Source organism: Luteibacter sahnii (genome assembly GCF_034063545.1).
In the GTDB taxonomy this organism is placed as follows: domain Bacteria; phylum Pseudomonadota; class Gammaproteobacteria; order Xanthomonadales; family Rhodanobacteraceae; genus Luteibacter; species Luteibacter sahnii.
This window is the reverse complement of record NZ_JAQLOK010000001.1, coordinates 903,660-921,198: the sequence shown is the minus strand read 5'-3', so window position 1 is coordinate 921,198 and position 17,539 is coordinate 903,660. Positions and strand designations below refer to the sequence as shown.

13 protein-coding genes and 1 tRNA gene are annotated in these 17,539 nt (G+C 65.2%); 4 read left to right on the top strand and 10 right to left on the bottom strand.

Features of this window, described 5'->3' with window-relative positions:
• Nucleotides 1-76 precede the first annotated feature (76 nt).
• On the top strand, nucleotides 77-430 hold the full coding sequence (locus PI246_RS04205) for a tRNA-binding protein (protein ID WP_320550029.1): 354 nt from the start codon (nucleotides 77-79) through the stop codon (nucleotides 428-430).
• A gap of 30 nt (nucleotides 431-460) precedes the next feature.
• On the opposite strand, the gene PI246_RS04200 is transcribed toward PI246_RS04205, so the two are convergent.
• Nucleotides 461-2,518, bottom strand: a complete 2,058-nt coding sequence (locus PI246_RS04200; RefSeq protein WP_320550247.1) for a putative bifunctional diguanylate cyclase/phosphodiesterase — start codon at nucleotides 2,516-2,518, stop codon at nucleotides 461-463.
• Between the two features lie 371 nt (nucleotides 2,519-2,889).
• Nucleotides 2,890-4,521: a glycosyl hydrolase family 28-related protein gene (locus PI246_RS04195; RefSeq protein WP_320550028.1), complete on the bottom strand. Its 1,632-nt coding sequence runs from the start codon at nucleotides 4,519-4,521 to the stop codon at nucleotides 2,890-2,892.
• 408 nt (nucleotides 4,522-4,929) lie between these two features.
• On the opposite strand from PI246_RS04195, the gene PI246_RS04190 reads away from it, so the two are divergent.
• Nucleotides 4,930-5,244 carry a DUF1153 domain-containing protein gene (locus PI246_RS04190; RefSeq protein ID WP_063571424.1) on the top strand — a complete coding sequence of 105 codons (315 nt, stop codon included), beginning with the start codon at nucleotides 4,930-4,932 and terminating at the stop codon, nucleotides 5,242-5,244.
• On the top strand, nucleotides 5,244-6,062 hold the full coding sequence (locus PI246_RS04185) for an IS3 family transposase (RefSeq protein ID WP_320550027.1): 819 nt from the start codon (nucleotides 5,244-5,246) through the stop codon (nucleotides 6,060-6,062). The genes PI246_RS04190 and PI246_RS04185 overlap by 1 nt, the downstream gene beginning before the upstream one ends.
• A gap of 400 nt (nucleotides 6,063-6,462) precedes the next feature.
• Here the strand turns inward: PI246_RS04185 and PI246_RS04180 are convergent.
• From PI246_RS04180 to tpiA, 3 genes are all read right to left on the bottom strand, one after another.
• A tRNA-Leu gene (locus PI246_RS04180) sits at nucleotides 6,463-6,547 on the bottom strand.
• Between the two features lie 28 nt (nucleotides 6,548-6,575).
• Nucleotides 6,576-7,022, bottom strand: coding sequence for a preprotein translocase subunit SecG (secG, locus tag PI246_RS04175; protein ID WP_320550026.1), 447 nt, complete (start codon nucleotides 7,020-7,022; stop codon nucleotides 6,576-6,578).
• 6 nt (nucleotides 7,023-7,028) lie between these two features.
• Complete coding sequence (gene tpiA / locus PI246_RS04170) at nucleotides 7,029-7,799, bottom strand: triose-phosphate isomerase (RefSeq protein ID WP_320550025.1); 771 nt, start codon at nucleotides 7,797-7,799, stop codon at nucleotides 7,029-7,031.
• A 149-nt stretch (nucleotides 7,800-7,948) separates the two neighbouring features.
• Between tpiA and PI246_RS04165 the strand changes: the two genes are divergently transcribed.
• Nucleotides 7,949-10,342, top strand: coding sequence for a DUF3772 domain-containing protein (locus tag PI246_RS04165; RefSeq protein WP_320550024.1), 2,394 nt, complete (start codon nucleotides 7,949-7,951; stop codon nucleotides 10,340-10,342).
• A gap of 39 nt (nucleotides 10,343-10,381) precedes the next feature.
• Here the strand turns inward: PI246_RS04165 and PI246_RS04160 are convergent, their stop codons facing one another.
• The 5 genes from PI246_RS04160 to PI246_RS04140 all read right to left on the bottom strand — a co-directional run bounded on the left by PI246_RS04160 (nucleotide 10,382) and on the right by PI246_RS04140 (nucleotide 17,525).
• On the bottom strand, nucleotides 10,382-12,007 hold the full coding sequence (locus PI246_RS04160) for a serine hydrolase (protein ID WP_320550023.1): 1,626 nt from the start codon (nucleotides 12,005-12,007) through the stop codon (nucleotides 10,382-10,384).
• Between the two features lie 70 nt (nucleotides 12,008-12,077).
• Complete coding sequence (locus PI246_RS04155; protein ID WP_320550022.1) at nucleotides 12,078-12,980, bottom strand: DMT family transporter; 903 nt, start codon at nucleotides 12,978-12,980, stop codon at nucleotides 12,078-12,080.
• 108 nt (nucleotides 12,981-13,088) lie between these two features.
• A complete protein-coding gene (locus PI246_RS04150) occupies nucleotides 13,089-14,921 on the bottom strand; it encodes an ABC transporter ATP-binding protein (protein ID WP_320550021.1) in 1,833 nt (610 codons plus the stop codon).
• Between the two features lie 20 nt (nucleotides 14,922-14,941).
• Nucleotides 14,942-15,583, bottom strand: coding sequence for a Pr6Pr family membrane protein (locus PI246_RS04145; RefSeq protein WP_320550020.1), 642 nt, complete (start codon nucleotides 15,581-15,583; stop codon nucleotides 14,942-14,944).
• 1 nt (nucleotide 15,584) lies between these two features.
• On the bottom strand, nucleotides 15,585-17,525 hold the full coding sequence (locus PI246_RS04140; RefSeq protein ID WP_320550019.1) for a M1 family metallopeptidase: 1,941 nt from the start codon (nucleotides 17,523-17,525) through the stop codon (nucleotides 15,585-15,587).
• Between the last annotated feature and the right edge of the window lie 14 nt (nucleotides 17,526-17,539).

The window sequence follows — 17,539 nt, the reverse complement described above, 5'->3', positions numbered from 1 at the left end:
TGGAATAACACACGGTGGGTGGCGATACCGCGTCACATGCCACATCATCGACCGCTGGCATGACGAGGCATCCCCGATGGCGTCCGATCTTCCCACGCACACCACGATCGAGTGGGCCGATTTCGAGAAAGTGCACCTGGTGGCCGGCACGGTCACGCGCGTGGAACCGTTTCCGGAGGCGCGACGCCCGGCCTACAAGATCTGGGTCGACTTCGGGCCCTACGGCGAGCGCAAGACCAGCGCCCAGGTCACGGGGGTCTACGGTCCCGACGAACTCGTCGGCAGGCAGATCGTGGGCGTGATCAATTTTCCGGAAAAGCAGGTCGGGCCGTTCCGGTCGCAGTTTCTGCTGACCGGCTTCCACACCGACGACGGCGTGGTGGTGACCACGGTGGAGCGTCCCGTACCCAACGGCGCCCGGCTCGCCTGAACGGCGCTAAGGGATCCGACGGGTTCCGGGTCATGAACGGGCCAGGTGCGCCACGCTGCGGATCAACGCCTCGGGCGGCATCGGCCGGCCGAGCAGGTAGCCCTGCATCGCGTCGCAGCCCAGGCGTTCGAGCAGCGCCTGTTGCTCGGCCGTCTCCACGCCCTCGGCCACGATGTTGAGACCGAGCGTCTTGCCCAGGGCGACGATGGCCGACACGATGGCTTCGTCGTCGTTGCCCCGGGCCAGTTCGGTGACGAAGCCGCGGTCGATCTTGAGTTCGTCCGCCGGCAACTGCTTGAGGTAAAGCAGGCTCGAATAGCCGGTGCCGAAGTCGTCGATGGCGATGCCCACGCCCAGCGCGGCGACCTGGTTGAGGATCGCCAGGCTCGCCTCCGCGTCGCGCATGGCGGTGTATTCGGTCACTTCCAGCACGAGGTAGCGGCCGTCCAGGCGATGTCTTTCCAGGGCGGATCGCACGACCTCGATCAGACCAGGGTGGGTCAGCTGCATCGTGGAGAGGTTGACCGCAACGGTCCAGTCGCGATGGCCGTCGTCGAGCCATGCGCGCATCTGCCGGCAGGCCTCGTCGATGACCCAGTTGCCGATGGGCACGATGAGTCCGGTGCGCTCGGCGAGCGCGAGGAAGCCGTCGGGGGCGATCAGTCCGTGCTCGGGACGGTTCCAGCGCAACAAGGCTTCCACGCCGACCAGCGGCCCGCCGGGCGAAACCATCTTGGGCTGGTAGTGCAGCACGAACTCCCGCCGGTCGATGGCGCCGCGCAGGGCCTGCTGGAGCAATAACTGCTGGTGCACATTGGCGTTCATCGCGCTCTCGAAGAAGCGGTAGCCGTTACGGCCCTGCTCTTTCGCGTGGTACATCGCGGCGTCCGCATTGACGAGCAAATCGTGTTCGGCCAGCCCATTCTCGGGGAACAAGGCGATGCCGACGCTGGCCGACACGTGCATGGCCGTGTCGTGCACCAGATAAGGCGAGCCCAGCACGTCGACCAGACGCTGCGCCTGCTCAGCCGCCTCTTCCGGACGCGTCACGTCCATCACCATCACGAACTCGTCGCCGCCCAGCCGGGCCACCGTGTCTTCGCCGCGGGTGACGGTGAGGATGCGCCGGGCGACCTCCTTGAGCAGGAGATCGCCGGCATGGTGGCCGTAGACGTCGTTCACCGCCTTGAAACCGTCCATATCCATGAACAGCACGGCGAAGGACCCGCCGTTGCGCGTGGCCTTGTGCGCCGCCTGCTCGATGCGGTCGCCGAGCAGCATCCGGTTGGGCAGCCGCGTGAGGGTGTCGTGCAGCGCCAGCTGCATGAGTTCGCTGTTGGCCTTGTCGAGCGACCGGGCCAGCACATGGGCCCGCACGTCGAGCATCGACACCACCAGCGCCACCGCGAGCACCCCGAGCGTCACCCCGATCACCGTCCAGGCGAGTCCCCCGGTAGGAATGCCGGTCAATGCCGCACCGCAGACGCTGTCCAGGGGGAAGCGCGCGGCGGCCATCCCGGTGTAATGCATGCCCACGATGGCCGCCCCCATGGCCATCGACGCGCCGACCCGCGCCAACAACACGTGCTCGCCGTCACCGCGAAGGCGGAAGGCGATCCACAGGGCGGCGCCGGAGGCGAGGATCGCGATGAGCACCGACGCGGCGAACCTGAGCGCGTCGTAGGTCACCTCCGGCATCATCAGCATGGCGGCCATGCCGGTGTAATGCATCGCCGCGATGCCCGCGCCCATCAGCACCGCGCCCAGCCCCAGTCGCAGGCGGGGAAGCTCCTTCTGGAAGACCAGCCACAGGGCGAAGGCCGACGAGCCGATGGCGATCAGGAGCGACAGCACGGTCAGGTCGAGGTCGTAACCCACGGTGATGGGCAGGCGGAACGCAAGCATGCCCACGAAGTGCATCGCCCAGATGCCCAGCCCCATCGCGAACGAGCCGCCGGCCAGCCAGAGCCCGGCGGCGACGCCCCGAGAGTGGGCCACGCGGGAGGCCATCGTCAGGGCCGTATAGGAAGCCACCACGGCCACGAGCAGCGACGCCACCACGAGGGTGGCGCTGTAGCTCCCGGGCAGCGAGGGGAACGCGGGGTTGAATAAGACGGTGGGCAAGGGTCCGGCCGATGAGGTGGGGGCCGGCGGTGGGGGCGACCGGGCGTTTCCCTATTATCGGCATGGGCGGGGAATTCTTGCCATCAAACCGTCAGAACGCAGGCAAAGGTTGGCACCCGTTCATTCTAGAGAAAGCCCGCCCTAGGCAGCGGTCCGGCGGCAGGGCTCGGAGAAGCGCAACCGCGACAGAAGCCGTCCAATTCATACCCGGCCTCGACGTCTACCGGGAATGAGGGTGCGCCGACAGCTTGGACCAAGTACCCAGAACTTCACCACGACATGCCGTCAACCCTGCCCGGGGCGCCAGCGTATCCTGGCGCCCCGGGCACCCATGGTTACGATGCCTTGAATGAAATGCCAGCGAGGCTCACGAACGCAGCATTTCCAGAAGCGACTACGACGTTACCGTCGGCCGTGACGTAAACCCAGCCAAAGGACCCGTTGCTATTCACTGCGAAGTCATGCGTCGCTGCCGGCCTGTAGCCCGGCGGAAGAACAAACATCGTACCGGGAATGGAGCCCCCCTTCGCCGCACCCTGAAGGTGGACAAACCCACTCGCATCCTTGATGTAACCCACCGTGGCGGCAGCGGCGCCGTAGTTAACCCAGCCCGCCATCAAGTTCGCGCTGATCACGGGTCGCTTGTAACCGATGTTCGAATCGTCGACTACCCAATTGCTCGTATTTGCGGGAAGCGCGTTGATCGCTCCCGACCGGTTACCGTCGATCAGGTTGTTCGTGATGATGAATCGATCCGATGCTCCAGCATTAAAGAAAATACCGTAGCCTTGCCGGGCGCCAAAGAGACTATTGCGAATGGTGCATCCTCGAATCATGAAGTCCGAAGCGCCACTATCAATCGAAATCCCGTGCCCCGTCCCCGAGGCAGCGGTCACGCTGTTACCTTCCACACGGCACGTATCGAACGAAACGCGAGAGGCCCCTGCACCAACGAAAGCGCCGTGATTTCCGTTGTTGACGAATGTGCTGTTGACGAAATCGATACCCTCGCATTGGATCAGACTGGCACCGTTGTAGCCGCCTCCCGTACGCCCGCCACTGAACCAACAATTCGTGAACTTGGTCAGGTTTGCCCCACCGCTACCGATGAACAGCGGATCTTGACTGCTCGAGTCGCAGTAGATATTAGCGAAGTAACAATAGGCACTCGAACCAGTGAGCGAGATCGCATGCGCTCCAGCCAGGATATCGGCGTTAGTCGCAACGATAGCTTGGGTATTCTGCGCAAAGATCCCGCCCAACTGGCCAGCCGATGCGGCGACCGATGCCTGGATAACGAACTGCGTCACATAGGCGTCGATCCAGTTATCGAAGAACAAACCCGCTTGACCGAAGCCAACAAGCTGGAAGTTTCCGATATGAGCGACATACGAATTTCCCAAGTAGACGCATACACCCGCATTTCGCACGCTGAAATTCGTTAGCGATACGTTTTCACCGTGTGGCGTACCCGACCCCGGATTGGGTTGGCTTACCGAAATAGCCTGAGCATCCGTCGTCAGTGGCATTGAGCCGGAAAACTCGACGCTCAAGCCGTCTAGCGCACACTGGTTGCCGGTGATGTTGATGATCTTGGTCGATGCATTGCTAGAGATGATCTTGCTTGAATTCCAATTCTTGCCACGCAGAGTGATGCCATCGTTCACCACATTGATGGGGCCGGAGACTAGGTATCTACCAGGAAAAAAAACCTCGCCGCCTCCCGTACCCAAAGAGTCGACAGCCGCCTGAATCGCCGCAGTGGCGTCCGATGAGCCCGTGCCATCGGCACCAAAGTCCTCGGGTGTCACGCGCTCCCGGGACTTGGATTGCTGGGTACGAGCCAGAGCGCTTGTTCCAGCCTGTAGAAACTGTAGCTTGGTACCCTCGATAGCGGCATTGGCAGCCACGTCGGCGTTGGTGATCTGGCCTGCGGCATTGATGCTCGGGCTTACGGGCGTAGTCATTAAACTCTCTCCTTGATCGGTGCGCGACGACAGGACGCCGCCCTGTTGTCGCGGACGGAGCGGCCCACGACGGGAAGGACGACATCGCAGGCAGAGAGGATCGCAACAGCCAATCGCACGGATCGCGACTGCGCAGACGTAAGTCCCGTCCCTATAGACGTATAAGGTGCCCACAGGCAAGATTTCCGCTTAGCTTGTAGGGCTCGAGGATTCTGCCTATGAAGACCTGGATTTATGCCGTCGTTGCATCCAGCGCCCTTGCATTTCCTGACGCTCAGGCGTCAGGCCCGTTACCGAGCGGCAGTTTCACCATGCTGAATTCGGATGTCAGTTGCGCAGTGGAGGCGGCGCCAATGTAATGACCCACTGAAATCCTGCTCAGGTGTTACTTTCCCAAGGGAACACCCCATGAGCATCGTGATGGAAGAAGAGATCAAACGCTGGACCGCCCGTCGGAAGTCGGCGTTGGTCCTTGAAGTGATTCAAGGTAAGACGTCGATATCGGAAGCCAGTCGTCAGTTCGACCTGCCTCCCTCGGAGATCGAGGGCTGGGTCGAGGATGCGAAGCGCGGCATGGAGAATGCCTTGCGTGCTAAGCCCGAAGACGTCCGCGAGCAGTACGAGCGGCAGTTGAAGGACCTTCAGGAAGCCTATGGCGAGGCCATGCTGGAGCTGCGCGCACGAAAAAAATTGAGCTCCCTGCTTGGCAAGGACGAGACCTGATGGTTTCCCTTCAGCAGGGATTGCTTGCCGATGGTTTCGAGGTCTCGATGGTCAAGCTCTGTCGCTGGTTTGGTGTGGCGAGGCGGACGGTCTATTACCGCCCGACCAAGGCATTGCCGAAGATCAAGGAGGTGGTCGCCGCGCCGGTGAAAGCCCTTATCGAAGCGGAGCCATCCTTCGGCTACCGGACCGTCGCCGGCCTGCTTGGCATGAACAAGAACACGGTCCAGCGCATCTTCCAGCTCAAGGGCTGGCAGGTTCGCAAACGGCCGGCTGGCCATCGTCCACGCATCCAGGCACTGCCGTCGGTCGCCGCCAAGCCGGACGAGCGCTGGTCGACGGATCTGTGCCGGGTCTGGGGCGGCAAGGACGGCTGGCTCAGCTTGGCGTTGGTCATCGATTGCCACACCCGCGAACTTCTTGGCTGGCATCTGTCGCGCAGTGGCAAGGCCAGCACGGCTGCCGGCGCCTTGGAGCAGGCCCTGATCAGCCGCTTCGGCACACTGGGCAAGGTCAACGCGCCCTTCCTTCTCCGATCGGACAATGGCTTGGTTTTTACCAGCCGTAAATACACCAGCCTGGTCCGCAGCTATGGCTTGCAGCAAGAATTCATCACGCCGCATTGCCCGCAGCAGAACGGCATGGTCGAGCGGGTCATCCGTACGTTGAAAGAGCAGTGCGTGCATCGTCATCGGTTCGAAAGCCTGACCCATGCCATGCGCACGATCAGCGATTGGATCCACTTTTACAACCACCAGCGACCGCATCAGGCGCTGAAGATGAAAACACCCGCCGAGGCGTATGCGTTAGCGGCCTGACCTGTGCAGGATGTGCTGGGTCATTACACCGTGGCAGATGCCCTGCGTCTTGATCACGACCCAAGCCGACTTCTCCAATGTCAGAGCATCCAATAATGAGATCGAAGACTCGAACCATCGGATCCAGCCAGTCAGCATCGGCACTGAACTAGTCGATCCAGTCCATTAGCTCATCGGTAAGCTCCCCACTCGATGTCGACGCGTGTTCGCCTACGTCCACGTAGGCACGAAGGCACCTTGCCCGCGCCCACTTCGTCGCCTCGGTTTCGAGCCCTTAAGACAGTCCGCGCTACCCTCTGCGGTTGTTCAACGATTGACACCAAGGCAACAAAAAACCCGCCACTGGGGGCGGGTTCTCTGCATTGCGTGAGTCGACCTGAAACATCCAGAGACTCTTGTATGGTGCCCAAGGGGGGACTCGAACCCCCACGACCGAAGCCGCTACCACCTCAAGGTAGTGCGTCTACCAATTCCGCCACCTGGGCATAACTGTGAAACTGTTGCGTGTCGCCTTTACTTCTTGGCCGGTTCGGCAGGCGCCTTGGGAGCGGTCTGCATCGCGGCCGGCACATCGTTGTTCGCCTTCGGTGCCGTGGCGGCCGGGACATCGCCGCTGGCCGGAGCCTTCGGCACGTCCGTCGCGGGGGCGACCGGAACGTTGTTGGCGGGAGCGGCCGGCGTGGTAGCGCCGGACATCACACCAAGATCCGCAGCCGGCTGGGGATTACCAGTGTGGCTGAGGTAGATACCCATTCCCAGGCTGAGCACGAAGAACAGTGCCGCCAGGATCGCGGTGGCGCGCGTCATGAAGCTCGACGAACCACGCGCACCGAACACGGTTGCGGATGCACCGCCACCGAATCCGGAACCTGCCTCCGCACCGGCGCCGCGCTGCATCAGAATCAGCACGATCATCGCCGCGGCGATCAGGATATAGAAAACGCTGAAGAGAATGAACATGTCTTCTCAGTTACCGTGTCGCGCTAAACCACGCGCCGCGGCGCATATATCCAGGAAATCGGACGCCACCAGGGCGGCACCTCCGACCAATCCACCGTCGATGTCAGGCTGGGCGAAAAGCTCGGCCGCGTTGGCTGGCTTGACGCTTCCACCGTAGAGCACCCGGGTGAGGAGCGAGATATTAGCATCCTTTTTTGCCAGTTGGCTACGGATGCATGCATGAATTTTTTGCGCCTTGTCCGGCGTGGCCGTGAGGCCCGTGCCGATGGCCCACACCGGCTCATACGCGACGGCGGCGTGGCGAAAGGCGTCGATGCCCACGTGATCGATCACCGCGACCAGCTGTCGGGTGACCACGGCTTCGGCCTGGCCGGCTTCGTGTTCTTCCCGGGTTTCGCCGACGCAGAGGACCGGTGTCAGGCCGCCTGCCTGGGCGGCGGCGAATTTGCGTGCCACCTGATGGTCGGTCTCGGCGTGGTACTGGCGCCGCTCGGAATGACCCACGAGTACCCAGGTCGCGCCGACGTCGCGCAGCATCGGCGCGGCGATCTCGCCCGTATAGGCGCCCTGGGCATCGTGTTCGGACACGTCCTGCGCGCCGAAGTGCAGGCCGCGGCCGCCATAGCGGCCGACAAGCTCCCCCAGGTAGACGGCGGGCGGGATCACCATCACGTCGACCTCGTCGGGCAACCGCTCGACGAGGTCACGGACCAGCCCGTCCGCCATGTCGCGGGAGCCGTGCATCTTCCAGTTTCCGGCAACGAGCTTTCTGCGCATGGTCGGGGTCCGGCGTGGCGAAAAGGGGGCGCAGGATAACGGCGGGCCATCCCGGCGCAAAGCTGCATTGCCGCATACACGGCATTCATCGGCGATACCGCATCACTACGGCATTTGACCTGCCTCGGCCCGCCTCCGATCATCCGCCCATGCGCTATCTAAGAATATTCCTAACCGCCCTGCTCCTGGCCTGCGCCGGCGCCGCCTTCGCCCAGTCCACGGACGACGCCACCCCGGCCCAGCAGATCGACGACCTCCGCGGCCAGCTCGACAAGGTCGAGAAGGCGATGAAGGCCGATGACGTGGACGATGCCACCATCGACGACCTGCGCGGCACGGCGGCCGACATCGTGGGCAAGGCCCAGAAGGTATCCAGTGCGTTGCAGCCGAATCGTGACGCCGCCAAGGCCCGTCTCGACCAGTTGGGCCCGCCACCGGCCAACGGCGGCCACGAGGCACCCGAACTGGTAGCGACGCGAAAGGACGCACAAAAGGCCTTCGATGCCGTCGATGCGCAGATCAAGCAGGCCGACGGCATCGCGCTCGAAGCGCAGCAGACGGGCAACCAGCTGTCCGACCTGCGCCGCATCCGCTTTGAACAGACCATCTCCAAGCGCACGCATTCGCCGCTCTCGCGGGCGTTCTGGTCCGACCCCGCCGCCGCCCTGCCCCACGATCTGGCCAACCTGAAGACCTTCGGCCAGTCGGTGCACGACGACGTACTCGCCAGCTGGGCCAAGGGCAGCCGCACCGCCCTGATCACCTGTGTTCTGCTGGGCGTGCTGCTGATGACCGGGGTGCGCTTTTACCTGGAACGCCGCGCGCGCGACCTCACCGCCAACCGCATGCCGCCCGGCCGCCTGCGCCGCTCGGCCCTGATCGTAGGCATCGCCCTCACCTCCACGCTGACCACGGGCCTGGGCACCCAGTTGATCTACCTCGGGCTCAACTGGAACGACACCTTCAGCGACGACACCAACACGATCGCCACCGGCATCGTGCGGCTGGTGTACTTCGGCGCCTTCATCGCGGGCCTGGGCCGCGCCCTGATTTCGGCCAAGCGTCCGTCGTGGCGCCTGCCGTCGCTATCGGACGAAACCGCTTTGCAGTTGCGCCGTTTCCCGATGCTGTTGTCGCTGACGGTGGTGCTTTTCCAGTTCATCCACACGCTCAATCGCACGATCGGCTCGAGCCTCACCGCCACGGTCACCACGAGCAGCCTGCAGGCGGTGGTGCTGTCGATCATCGTGGCCGCGGCCCTGGTTCGCCTGGGTCGCGGCCATCGCCATGCGCCGGACGGCACGCCACCGCCTGCGCGCCCGGTGTGGGCGAGCCTGTTCATCGTCGCCGCGTGGCTCGCGATCGTCGCCGCGTGGATCGCCCTGCTCACCGGCTACATCGCCTTCGCCGCCTTCCTCGCCAGCCGCGTGGTGTGGACGGTGATCGTGATCGCCGCGACCTATCTCGCGATGCGCGTGGTCGACGACCTGTTCGAGACGTTGCTGTCGGAGAAGGGCCCGATGAGCGCCCGTGCCCAGGCGGTGTTCGGCATGCCGCCCAAGCTGCTCGACCAGGCCGGCGTGCTGCTGTCGGGCGTGGCCCGGCTGGCGCTGTTCCTGTTCGGTCTCACCGCCGTGATGAAGGGTATCGGCGCCGACGCATCCGACGTGGTCGCACTGGGCGGCAAGCTGCAATCGCTCGAAATCTACGGTGTGAAGATGCAGCCCGAGCGCGTGCTTACCGCGATCGGCATGTTCTTCGTCGGGCTGCTCGCCGTGCGCGTGGTGAAGACGTGGATGTCGGACCAGTACCTGCCACGCACCGAACTCGACCCGGGCATGCGCAGCTCGCTCACCACCCTGCTCGGCTACGTCGGCGTGGTGATCGTGGTGGCGATCGCGCTGCTGGCGATGGGCCTGTCGGTACAGAACATCGCGTGGGTCGCCTCGGCGCTCTCGGTGGGTATCGGTTTTGGCCTGCAGGCGATCGTGCAGAACTTCATTTCGGGCCTGATCCTGCTCGCGGAACGGCCGGTGAAGGTCGGCGACTGGGTGGTGCTCGACGATGCCGAAGGCGACATCCGCCGCATCAACGTTCGCGCCACCGAGATCCAGGTGGCCGACCGCTCGACCATCATCGTGCCGAACTCGTCGTTCATCACCAAGCCCGTGCGCAACATGACGATGTCCAACCCGCAGGGCCGCGTCATGACCAAGCTGCCGATGCCGCTTGACACCGACCCTGTCGTGGTGCGCGAGCACATCCTCGCGGCGATGCGCGAACACCCTTCCGTGGCGGAAACGCCGGCGCCGCTGGTGATGATGGACAACATCGACCATACCGCCATGACGTTCCTGGTCATCTGCTACGTCGGCAGCCCCCGCGATGCGGGGGGCGTGAAGAGCGATCTCCTGTTCGACATCGTCGCCCGCCTGCGCGCGGCGAACATCCCGCTGCTGCGGCCGCAGGACCTGGTGCTGCGGTCGGTGCCGCAGGACGCCGCCGGACCGGGCGCCGCGACCGAGCCCGACGCGGCGCACTGACGCATGCGGTCCCCCTCCCGTCGCGGGAGGGGTCGGGGTTTATTTGTCTTTCTTCACTGGAGCCAGGCGGAGGTCCTGGAAGTCGAAGCTGAAATCGGTCAGCGGCGACACCGGCTCCATGCGGATCTCGCGGACCTTGCCGTCGGGATCGAGCGCGAAGTTCACGAAAGCGTCGCCGTTGAGCGAGCGGTCGTTCCAGTGCGCGATGAAGGTGTCGTGCTGCCAGGGTTCGAGCGTGCCGGTGAGTTGCGCGGTGCGGGTGAAGCGCATGGCCAGTTTGCCGCCCTGCTTTTCCACGACCACGTCGCCGTACCAGGGATCGCGGTAGGTGCCCGCATAGCCGTCGAGCGGCAGCGACGGCTTCGCGCCCTTCTGCCGCGCCGCCTCATGCTTTTTCATGCTGTCGTCGGCGTTGGACTGCGACTTCTTCACCGCCGCGTCGTAGGCCGCGATCCAGTCCGTGCGCGGGGCATCCATGTAGGCATCGAGCGCCCGCATCGTCACCGCCTGGAACGCCGCACCGCTCTCCTGGTTGGTGAGCACCACGATGCCCAGGTGCAGGTCGGGCACCAGGGTCAGGCGCGAGACCATGCCCGGCCACCCGCCGGTGTGCCACACGAGCTTGTGGCCGCGGTAGTCGGACACGAACCAGCCTTCGCCGTAACCGGAGAAGTTGGGCTGGGTGGCTTTCAGTTCCGGCACGCTGGGTTCGGCAATGCGGATGGGCGTAATCAGCGACCACATCTCTTTCTGCCGCTCCACCGAGAACAGACGCTGCTCCTTGCCGTTGGCGTCCGTGTAGGTGCCGCCAGCCAGTTGCATCGTCATCCACTTGGCGAGGTCGTGCACGCTGGCGTAGATGCCGCCGGCCGCTTCGTTGTTGCGCCATGACATCGGGTCGACCGGCTTGAGGTCGGTGAAGTTGAACTTGGCGTGGCCGGTGGCGACGTCGTCGTCGGGACCGATGTGATCCGGGGCGTCGATGCGCGATTCGGTCATGCCCAGCGGCGCGAAGATCCGGTCGTGCACGAACTGCGCGTAAGGCATGCCGGAGACCTGCTGGATCACCAGCCCGGCCACGGCGAAGAGGATGTTGTCGTAGGCGTATTCCGCGCGGAAGCTGTTGGTCAGCGGCACATGGCGCAGGCGCTGCACCACTTCCTCCGTGCTGTAGGTGGTGGCCGGCCAATAGAGCAGATCGCCCGCGCCCAGGCTCAGGCCGCTGCGGTGCGCGAGCAGGTCGCGCAGGCGCATCTCCCGGGTGACGTAGGGATCGGACATCTGGAACCACGGCAGGCGGTCGATCACCCGGTCGTTCATGTCCAGCTTTTTCTCGTCGGACAGGATCGCCAGCGAGGCCGCGGTGAAGGCCTTGGTGTTGGAGGCGATGGCGAACTGCGTATGCGCGTCGACCTTCGCCGGTTCGCCGAGGCGCCGCACCCCCGAGCCCATTTCCATCACCACGCGACCGTCCTTGACGATGGCCACCGCGATGCCGGGCACATCGAACTGCTTGCGGGCGGCGTCGACGTAGGTGTCGAAATCGGCCAGCGCCGCCGGGCGGCCCTGGGCGGCGGGCGCCGGGGGCGTGTCCTGGGCCTGGGCGGCGAGCCCGAAGGCGAAGCTGGATACGCCGAAGGCGAGGAGGTAACGGAGTCGGGTCATGCGGATCCCCAGGTGGAGCGACGGAAACCCAGACTATTCCACGGTGTGGCCGTCGAGGGAAAGCGCCCCGTCAGCCCTTGCTTTTCTGGCTGAAGATGACGCTACCCAGGATGATCGCACCCGCCACCGCCATGCTGGGGGTCAACGCTTCGCCGAGGAACATCCACGCCCAGGCCACGCCGAACAGGGGCACGAGGTAGGTCGAGGTCGCGGCCCGGGGCGCACCGATGCGCTGGATCAGGCGGAAGTAGAACGCATAGGCCAGGCCGGTGCAGAGCACGCCGAGCGTAATCACCGCCGCCCACGAGGTGACGGGGATCGGTGCCGAGGGCCAGGTCGCCACGGCCAGGGGCGTGGTAAGCAGCGCCGCGCCCAGGAGGCAGCCCGCGGCGACCGCCGTCGGGGCGAGGTCGGCGAGGTGCTTCTTGATGAGGTTGCCAGCCAGGCCGTAGCAAAACGACGCCGCCGCTCCGGCCAACGCCGCGGGCGCCACGTTGTCGCCCGCCGTACGCCCGCTGGCGAGGATGACCACGCCGACGAAGCCCGCCACCAGCGCGATGGCCTTGCGGGTGCCGATCTTCTCGCCGAAACCGACGAAAGCGACCAAGGCCGAGAACAACACGGTCATGCTGTTGGCGATGGCGCCGATGCCGGCGGGCGCGCGCTCGGCGCCCCAGGCGAACAGCGAGAAGGGAATGGCCGCGCTCAGGGCGCCCAGCGCGAGCATCTTCCACAGGTGGGCGAGGCGGAGGCTCGCCCGCGCCCGCCACAACAACGGCAGCAGGATCACCGAGCCGAACAGCAGGCGGGTCGCCACCATCGGAAACGGGCCGAAATCTTTGGCCGCCACGCGCATGAACAGGAACGAGCCGCCCCAGATGGCGCCGAGGGCCACCAGTTCGGTGCCCGTTCGCCAATCGCGCGTGCGGGGCATGGCGATCGAATCGGTGGGAGCGTCGGCGGCGGAAGACATGGGAACCTCGGGGTCGGCAAGCGGCCATTGTCGCGGTTGCCGGGGCGTTCACAAAGCGCAAACGCTGCAAGCCTGCCTATCATTCCGCTCATACCTGGCCGGCCAGGCTTAGTCGACGCCGACGAAACCGCCCGTCTGGTGCGCCCACAACCGGGCGTAGAGCCCGCCGCGCGCGATCAGCTCCGCGTGCGTACCGGTTTCGACGATGGCGCCCTTCTCCATGACCACCAGGCGGTCCATCCGCGCGATGGTGGAAAGCCGGTGCGCGATGGCGATCACGGTCTTGCCTTGCATGAGGGTTTCCAGGCTTTCCTGGATGGCGGCCTCGGCTTCGGAATCGAGCGCCGAGGTGGCTTCGTCGAGCACGAGGATGGGCGCATCCTTCAGCAGCACGCGGGCGATGGCGATGCGCTGCCGCTGGCCGCCGGAGAGCTTCACGCCGCGCTCGCCGGCATGGGCGTCGAACCCGGTACGGCCCTCCCCGTCGGACAGGCCTGGGATGAACTCGTCCGCACGTGCCTTGCGCACCGCCTCGAGCATCTCCGCCTCGCTGGCCTCCGGCCGGCCGTAGAGCAGGTTGTCCCGGATCGAGCGATGCAGCAGCGACGTGTCCTGGGTGACCACGCCGATCTGGGAGCGCAGCGACTCCTGCGCGACCCCGGCGATGTCCTGGCCGTCGATGCGTATCTGCCCGCCTTCGAGGTCGTAGAGCCGCAGCATGACGTTGACCAGCGTCGACTTGCCCGCGCCCGAGGGGCCGACAACGCCGATCTTTTCGCCCGGTCGCACCACGAGGTCGAGGCCACCGATGACGCCGCCCGCCTTGCCGTAGTGGAAGTGGATGTCCTCGAAGCGCACCTCGCCGCGGTCGACCCGCAGGGGCGGCGCACCGGGACGATCCACCACCGTGCGCTCGCGCGAAATCGTGGTGATGCCGTCCTGCACGGTGCCGACGTTGTCGAAGATGCCGTTGACCACCCACATGATCCAGCCGGACATGTTGTTGATGCGGATCACCAGCCCCACCGCCAGGGCCACCTGGCCCGTCGTCACCGTGCCGCGCACCCACAGCCACAGGGCCAACGCGCTGGTGCCGGCGATGAGCAGGCCGTTGAGCGAGGTGATGGCCACGTCCATCGAGGTGATCATGCGGTTCTGTTCGCGCACCTTGCCGGTCTGCTCGCGCATGGCCTCGCGCGCATAGGCTTCTTCATGGTGAGTGTGGGCGAAGAGCTTGAGCGTCATCACGTTGCTGTAGCCGTCGACGATACGGCCCATGAGCTTCGAACGCGCCTCGGACGCGTGCCACGACCGCTCTTTCACGCGTGGCACGAAGAAAGCGAGCATCGCCACGTAGCCGACGATCCACAGCACCAGGGGTAGCGCCAGCCAGAGGTCGGCCCGGGCGAAGAGATAGATCGAGGTGCCGGCATAGACGCTCACGTACCACAGCGCGTCGACCACCTGCACCGCCGATTCGCGCAGCGCCGGCGCGGTCTGCATGATGCGGTTGGCGATGCGGCCGGCGAAGTCGTTCTGGAAGAAGGACAGGCTCTGTTTCAGCACGTAACGGTGGTTCTGCCAGCGCACCATGTTGGTCATGCCCGGCGCCAGCGTCTGGTTCACCAGCAGGTCGTGCACGCCGATGGCGACCGGCCGCAGCACCACCACTACAAAGCCCATCCAGCACAGCGTGCGCCAGTGCGTGGGAAAGAAAGCGGCAGCGGGCGTCTTCTGGGCCATGTCCACGACACGGCCGAGGAAGTCGAACAGCGCGACCTCGATCAGCGCCACCGCGAGGCCCACCGCGAGCGCCGCGGCGAAGATCTTCCAGACCTGGCCCAGGTAATACGCGTAGAAGCGCAGCACGCCGGTCGGCGGCGTGCGATCGGACGCCTCCCGGAAGATGTCGATGAGGGATTCGAACCAGCGATAGATCATGCCGGCATTCTAAGCCGGCTTCATGTCGGCTGCGCGTATCGGCGTCCCAGCACGCGGTCGAGGGAGACGTAGAGCGCGCCCAGGACCACGAACAGCACGCCCACGGCCAGCGAATTGAGCACGACGTGACCGTAGCCGATCCGGTCGACGTCCATGAACGGATAGGGATACTCGTGGACGACGGCGCCGCGCAGCAACGTCCAGACGGCGAACGCCAGCGGGAAACCCAACCAGCGACCGATGTCCCCCCAACTGAGCGTGCCGTGTTCCTGGAGGGTGGCCCACCAGGCGACATACATCAGGGGCACCACGTAATGCACGGTACGGTCGGCGATCAGGTGCACGCCGCGCGGGTGCCAGTGGCCCTGAAGGACCGTCATGTAGACCAGCCACGTCACCGTGATCGACAGCGCCGCCAGCCCGCGCACGCGCGCGGTGCGCAGCCGGTTGAACGGCGCCCAGTTGCCGCCCGTGGCGATCGCCGTGGCCACCAGGGCGACGAGCAGGTTCGAGAGGATGGTGAAGAAGCTCAGGTAACGCACCGTCACCTGCAGCAGCGGCCCCGACCAGAGGATGAGCCAGTACTGCAACAGAAGACCGGGCCACGCCACGGCGGCGACCACGACGGCGACGAGGTGGGATACGGCGTCACGGCGCACCATGTCAACGCGGCCACGTGTTGTTGGTGCGGTCATGGTCGGGCACGCGGTGATCGGGGTCGATGGTCGCCGCGACGACGCGCTTGCCGCCGGGCACGTACACGTCGAAACGGGTGTGCTGTTGCCAGGTTTCCACCGGGATGCGGATATCGCGCGTTGTCTTGTCGTCGAAGGTGACCCGCAGCGTCGCCGGCATCGGCAGGCGGTCGAGATTGGCGACGGTGACGGTCGTGCCGTCTATCCCGGTCACCGCCAGGTCCACCTGCCAGTTGTTCGCATACCAGCCCCGCCAGAACCAGCCCAGGTCCTCGCCCGCCTCGCTTTCCATGAGCCGGAAGAAATCCGACGGCGAGGGGTGCTTGTAGGCCCAGGTGGCGATGTACTTGCGGAACGCCGGATCGAACCGCTCCGGCCCGATGATCTCCTCGCGCAGCAACACCAGGCCGAGCGCCGCCTTGAAGTAGGTGGCCGGGTGGCGGTACGTCTCTTTGACCATGTCGGCGCCCATCAGCAGCGAGGGGGCGTCGGGGTCGGCCAGCAACGGGAGGATCTCATCCACCGGGTTGCCACCCTTGGGCGCGTACTCGCCGTCGCGCTTGGGTGCGAATTCACCGTGGTTGAAAGCATCGGCCTCGTAGACGTCGATGAAGGTGTTGAAGCCTTCGTCCATCCAGGCGTCGCGACGCTCGTTGGAGCCGACGATCATCGGGAACCACGTATGCCCGATCTCGTGGGCGGTGACCATGTGCAGTTCTTTGGGCGAAGCGTCCATCGGATCGAACACGATGCCGGGGTATTCCATGCCGCTGGCCGCCGAGCCGGCCTCGTTCACCGCCACGGGATACGGATACGGATACCAGCGATCGGAGAAGTGTTCGACCGCGGCCTTGAGGTATTCGGTGGAGCGGCTCCATGACGCACGACCCGCGCTCTCCACCGGATAGACCGACATCGCCAGCGCGGTGCGGCCTTCGGGCAGGTTGATGCGCGCGGCGTCCCAGACGTACGCCGTCGAGGCGCCGAAGGCCACGTCGCGCGTGTTCTCCATGCGGAACTTCCAGGTCAACGTGCCGCCGCGCTTCGGCCGGCTGGCCGGATCGGTGACTTCCGCCGGCATGCGGATCATCACGGTGGCATCGCTTTTGCGCGCTTTCGCCAGCCGCTCGCGCTGGGTGGCGGTCAGCACGTCGTCCGGGTTCACCAGTTCGCCGGAACCGGCCACGATCATGTCCGACGGGACGGTGATGGCGTAGTCGATGTCGCCGTATTCGAGATAGAACTCGCTATTGAGGTAGGGGGCGGTATCCCACCCGCGCAGGTCGTCGTAGACGCACATGCGCGGATACCACTGCGCCATCTCATAGATGGTGCCGTTCCTGGAGGGCGCGAAGCCGGTGCGACCGCCGAAGTCCCCCGGCAGGTCATAGCGATAGGCGATGGTCAGCGTGACCTTGCCGCCATGGGCGGCCAGCGGCTGCGGCAGGCGCACCTGCATGCGCGTATCGCTGATGACGTAACGGGCCTGGCTGGTGTGGCCGTCCTGCGTCAGCGTCACCGTGGCGATGCGATAGCCGTCGGTGTGGCGATCGGCACGTTTTGTCTGGTTGCCCGCGGTGAAGTTGCCGCGGGCATCGGCGCGGAAGCGGTTTTCGTCCAGTTGGAGCCACAGCACGTCAAGCGCGTCCGGGCTGTTGTTGGTGTAGTGGATGGTGGCGGTGCCCACCAGCGTGTTTTTCACCGGATCGAGCGTCGCGGTCAGGTCGTAATCGGCGCGGTTCTGCCAGTACATCGGCCCGGGCACGCCACTGCCGGCGCGATACGCGTTGACAGGCTGCGGATAGGCGAACGGGGCAAAGGTTTCGCGCGGATCGTAGGTTTCTGCGGATGCGGCGAACGACACGGCGAGGAGAACACCGGCGGCCAGCAGACGAAAGGGGGACATCATGGCGACACTCGTGG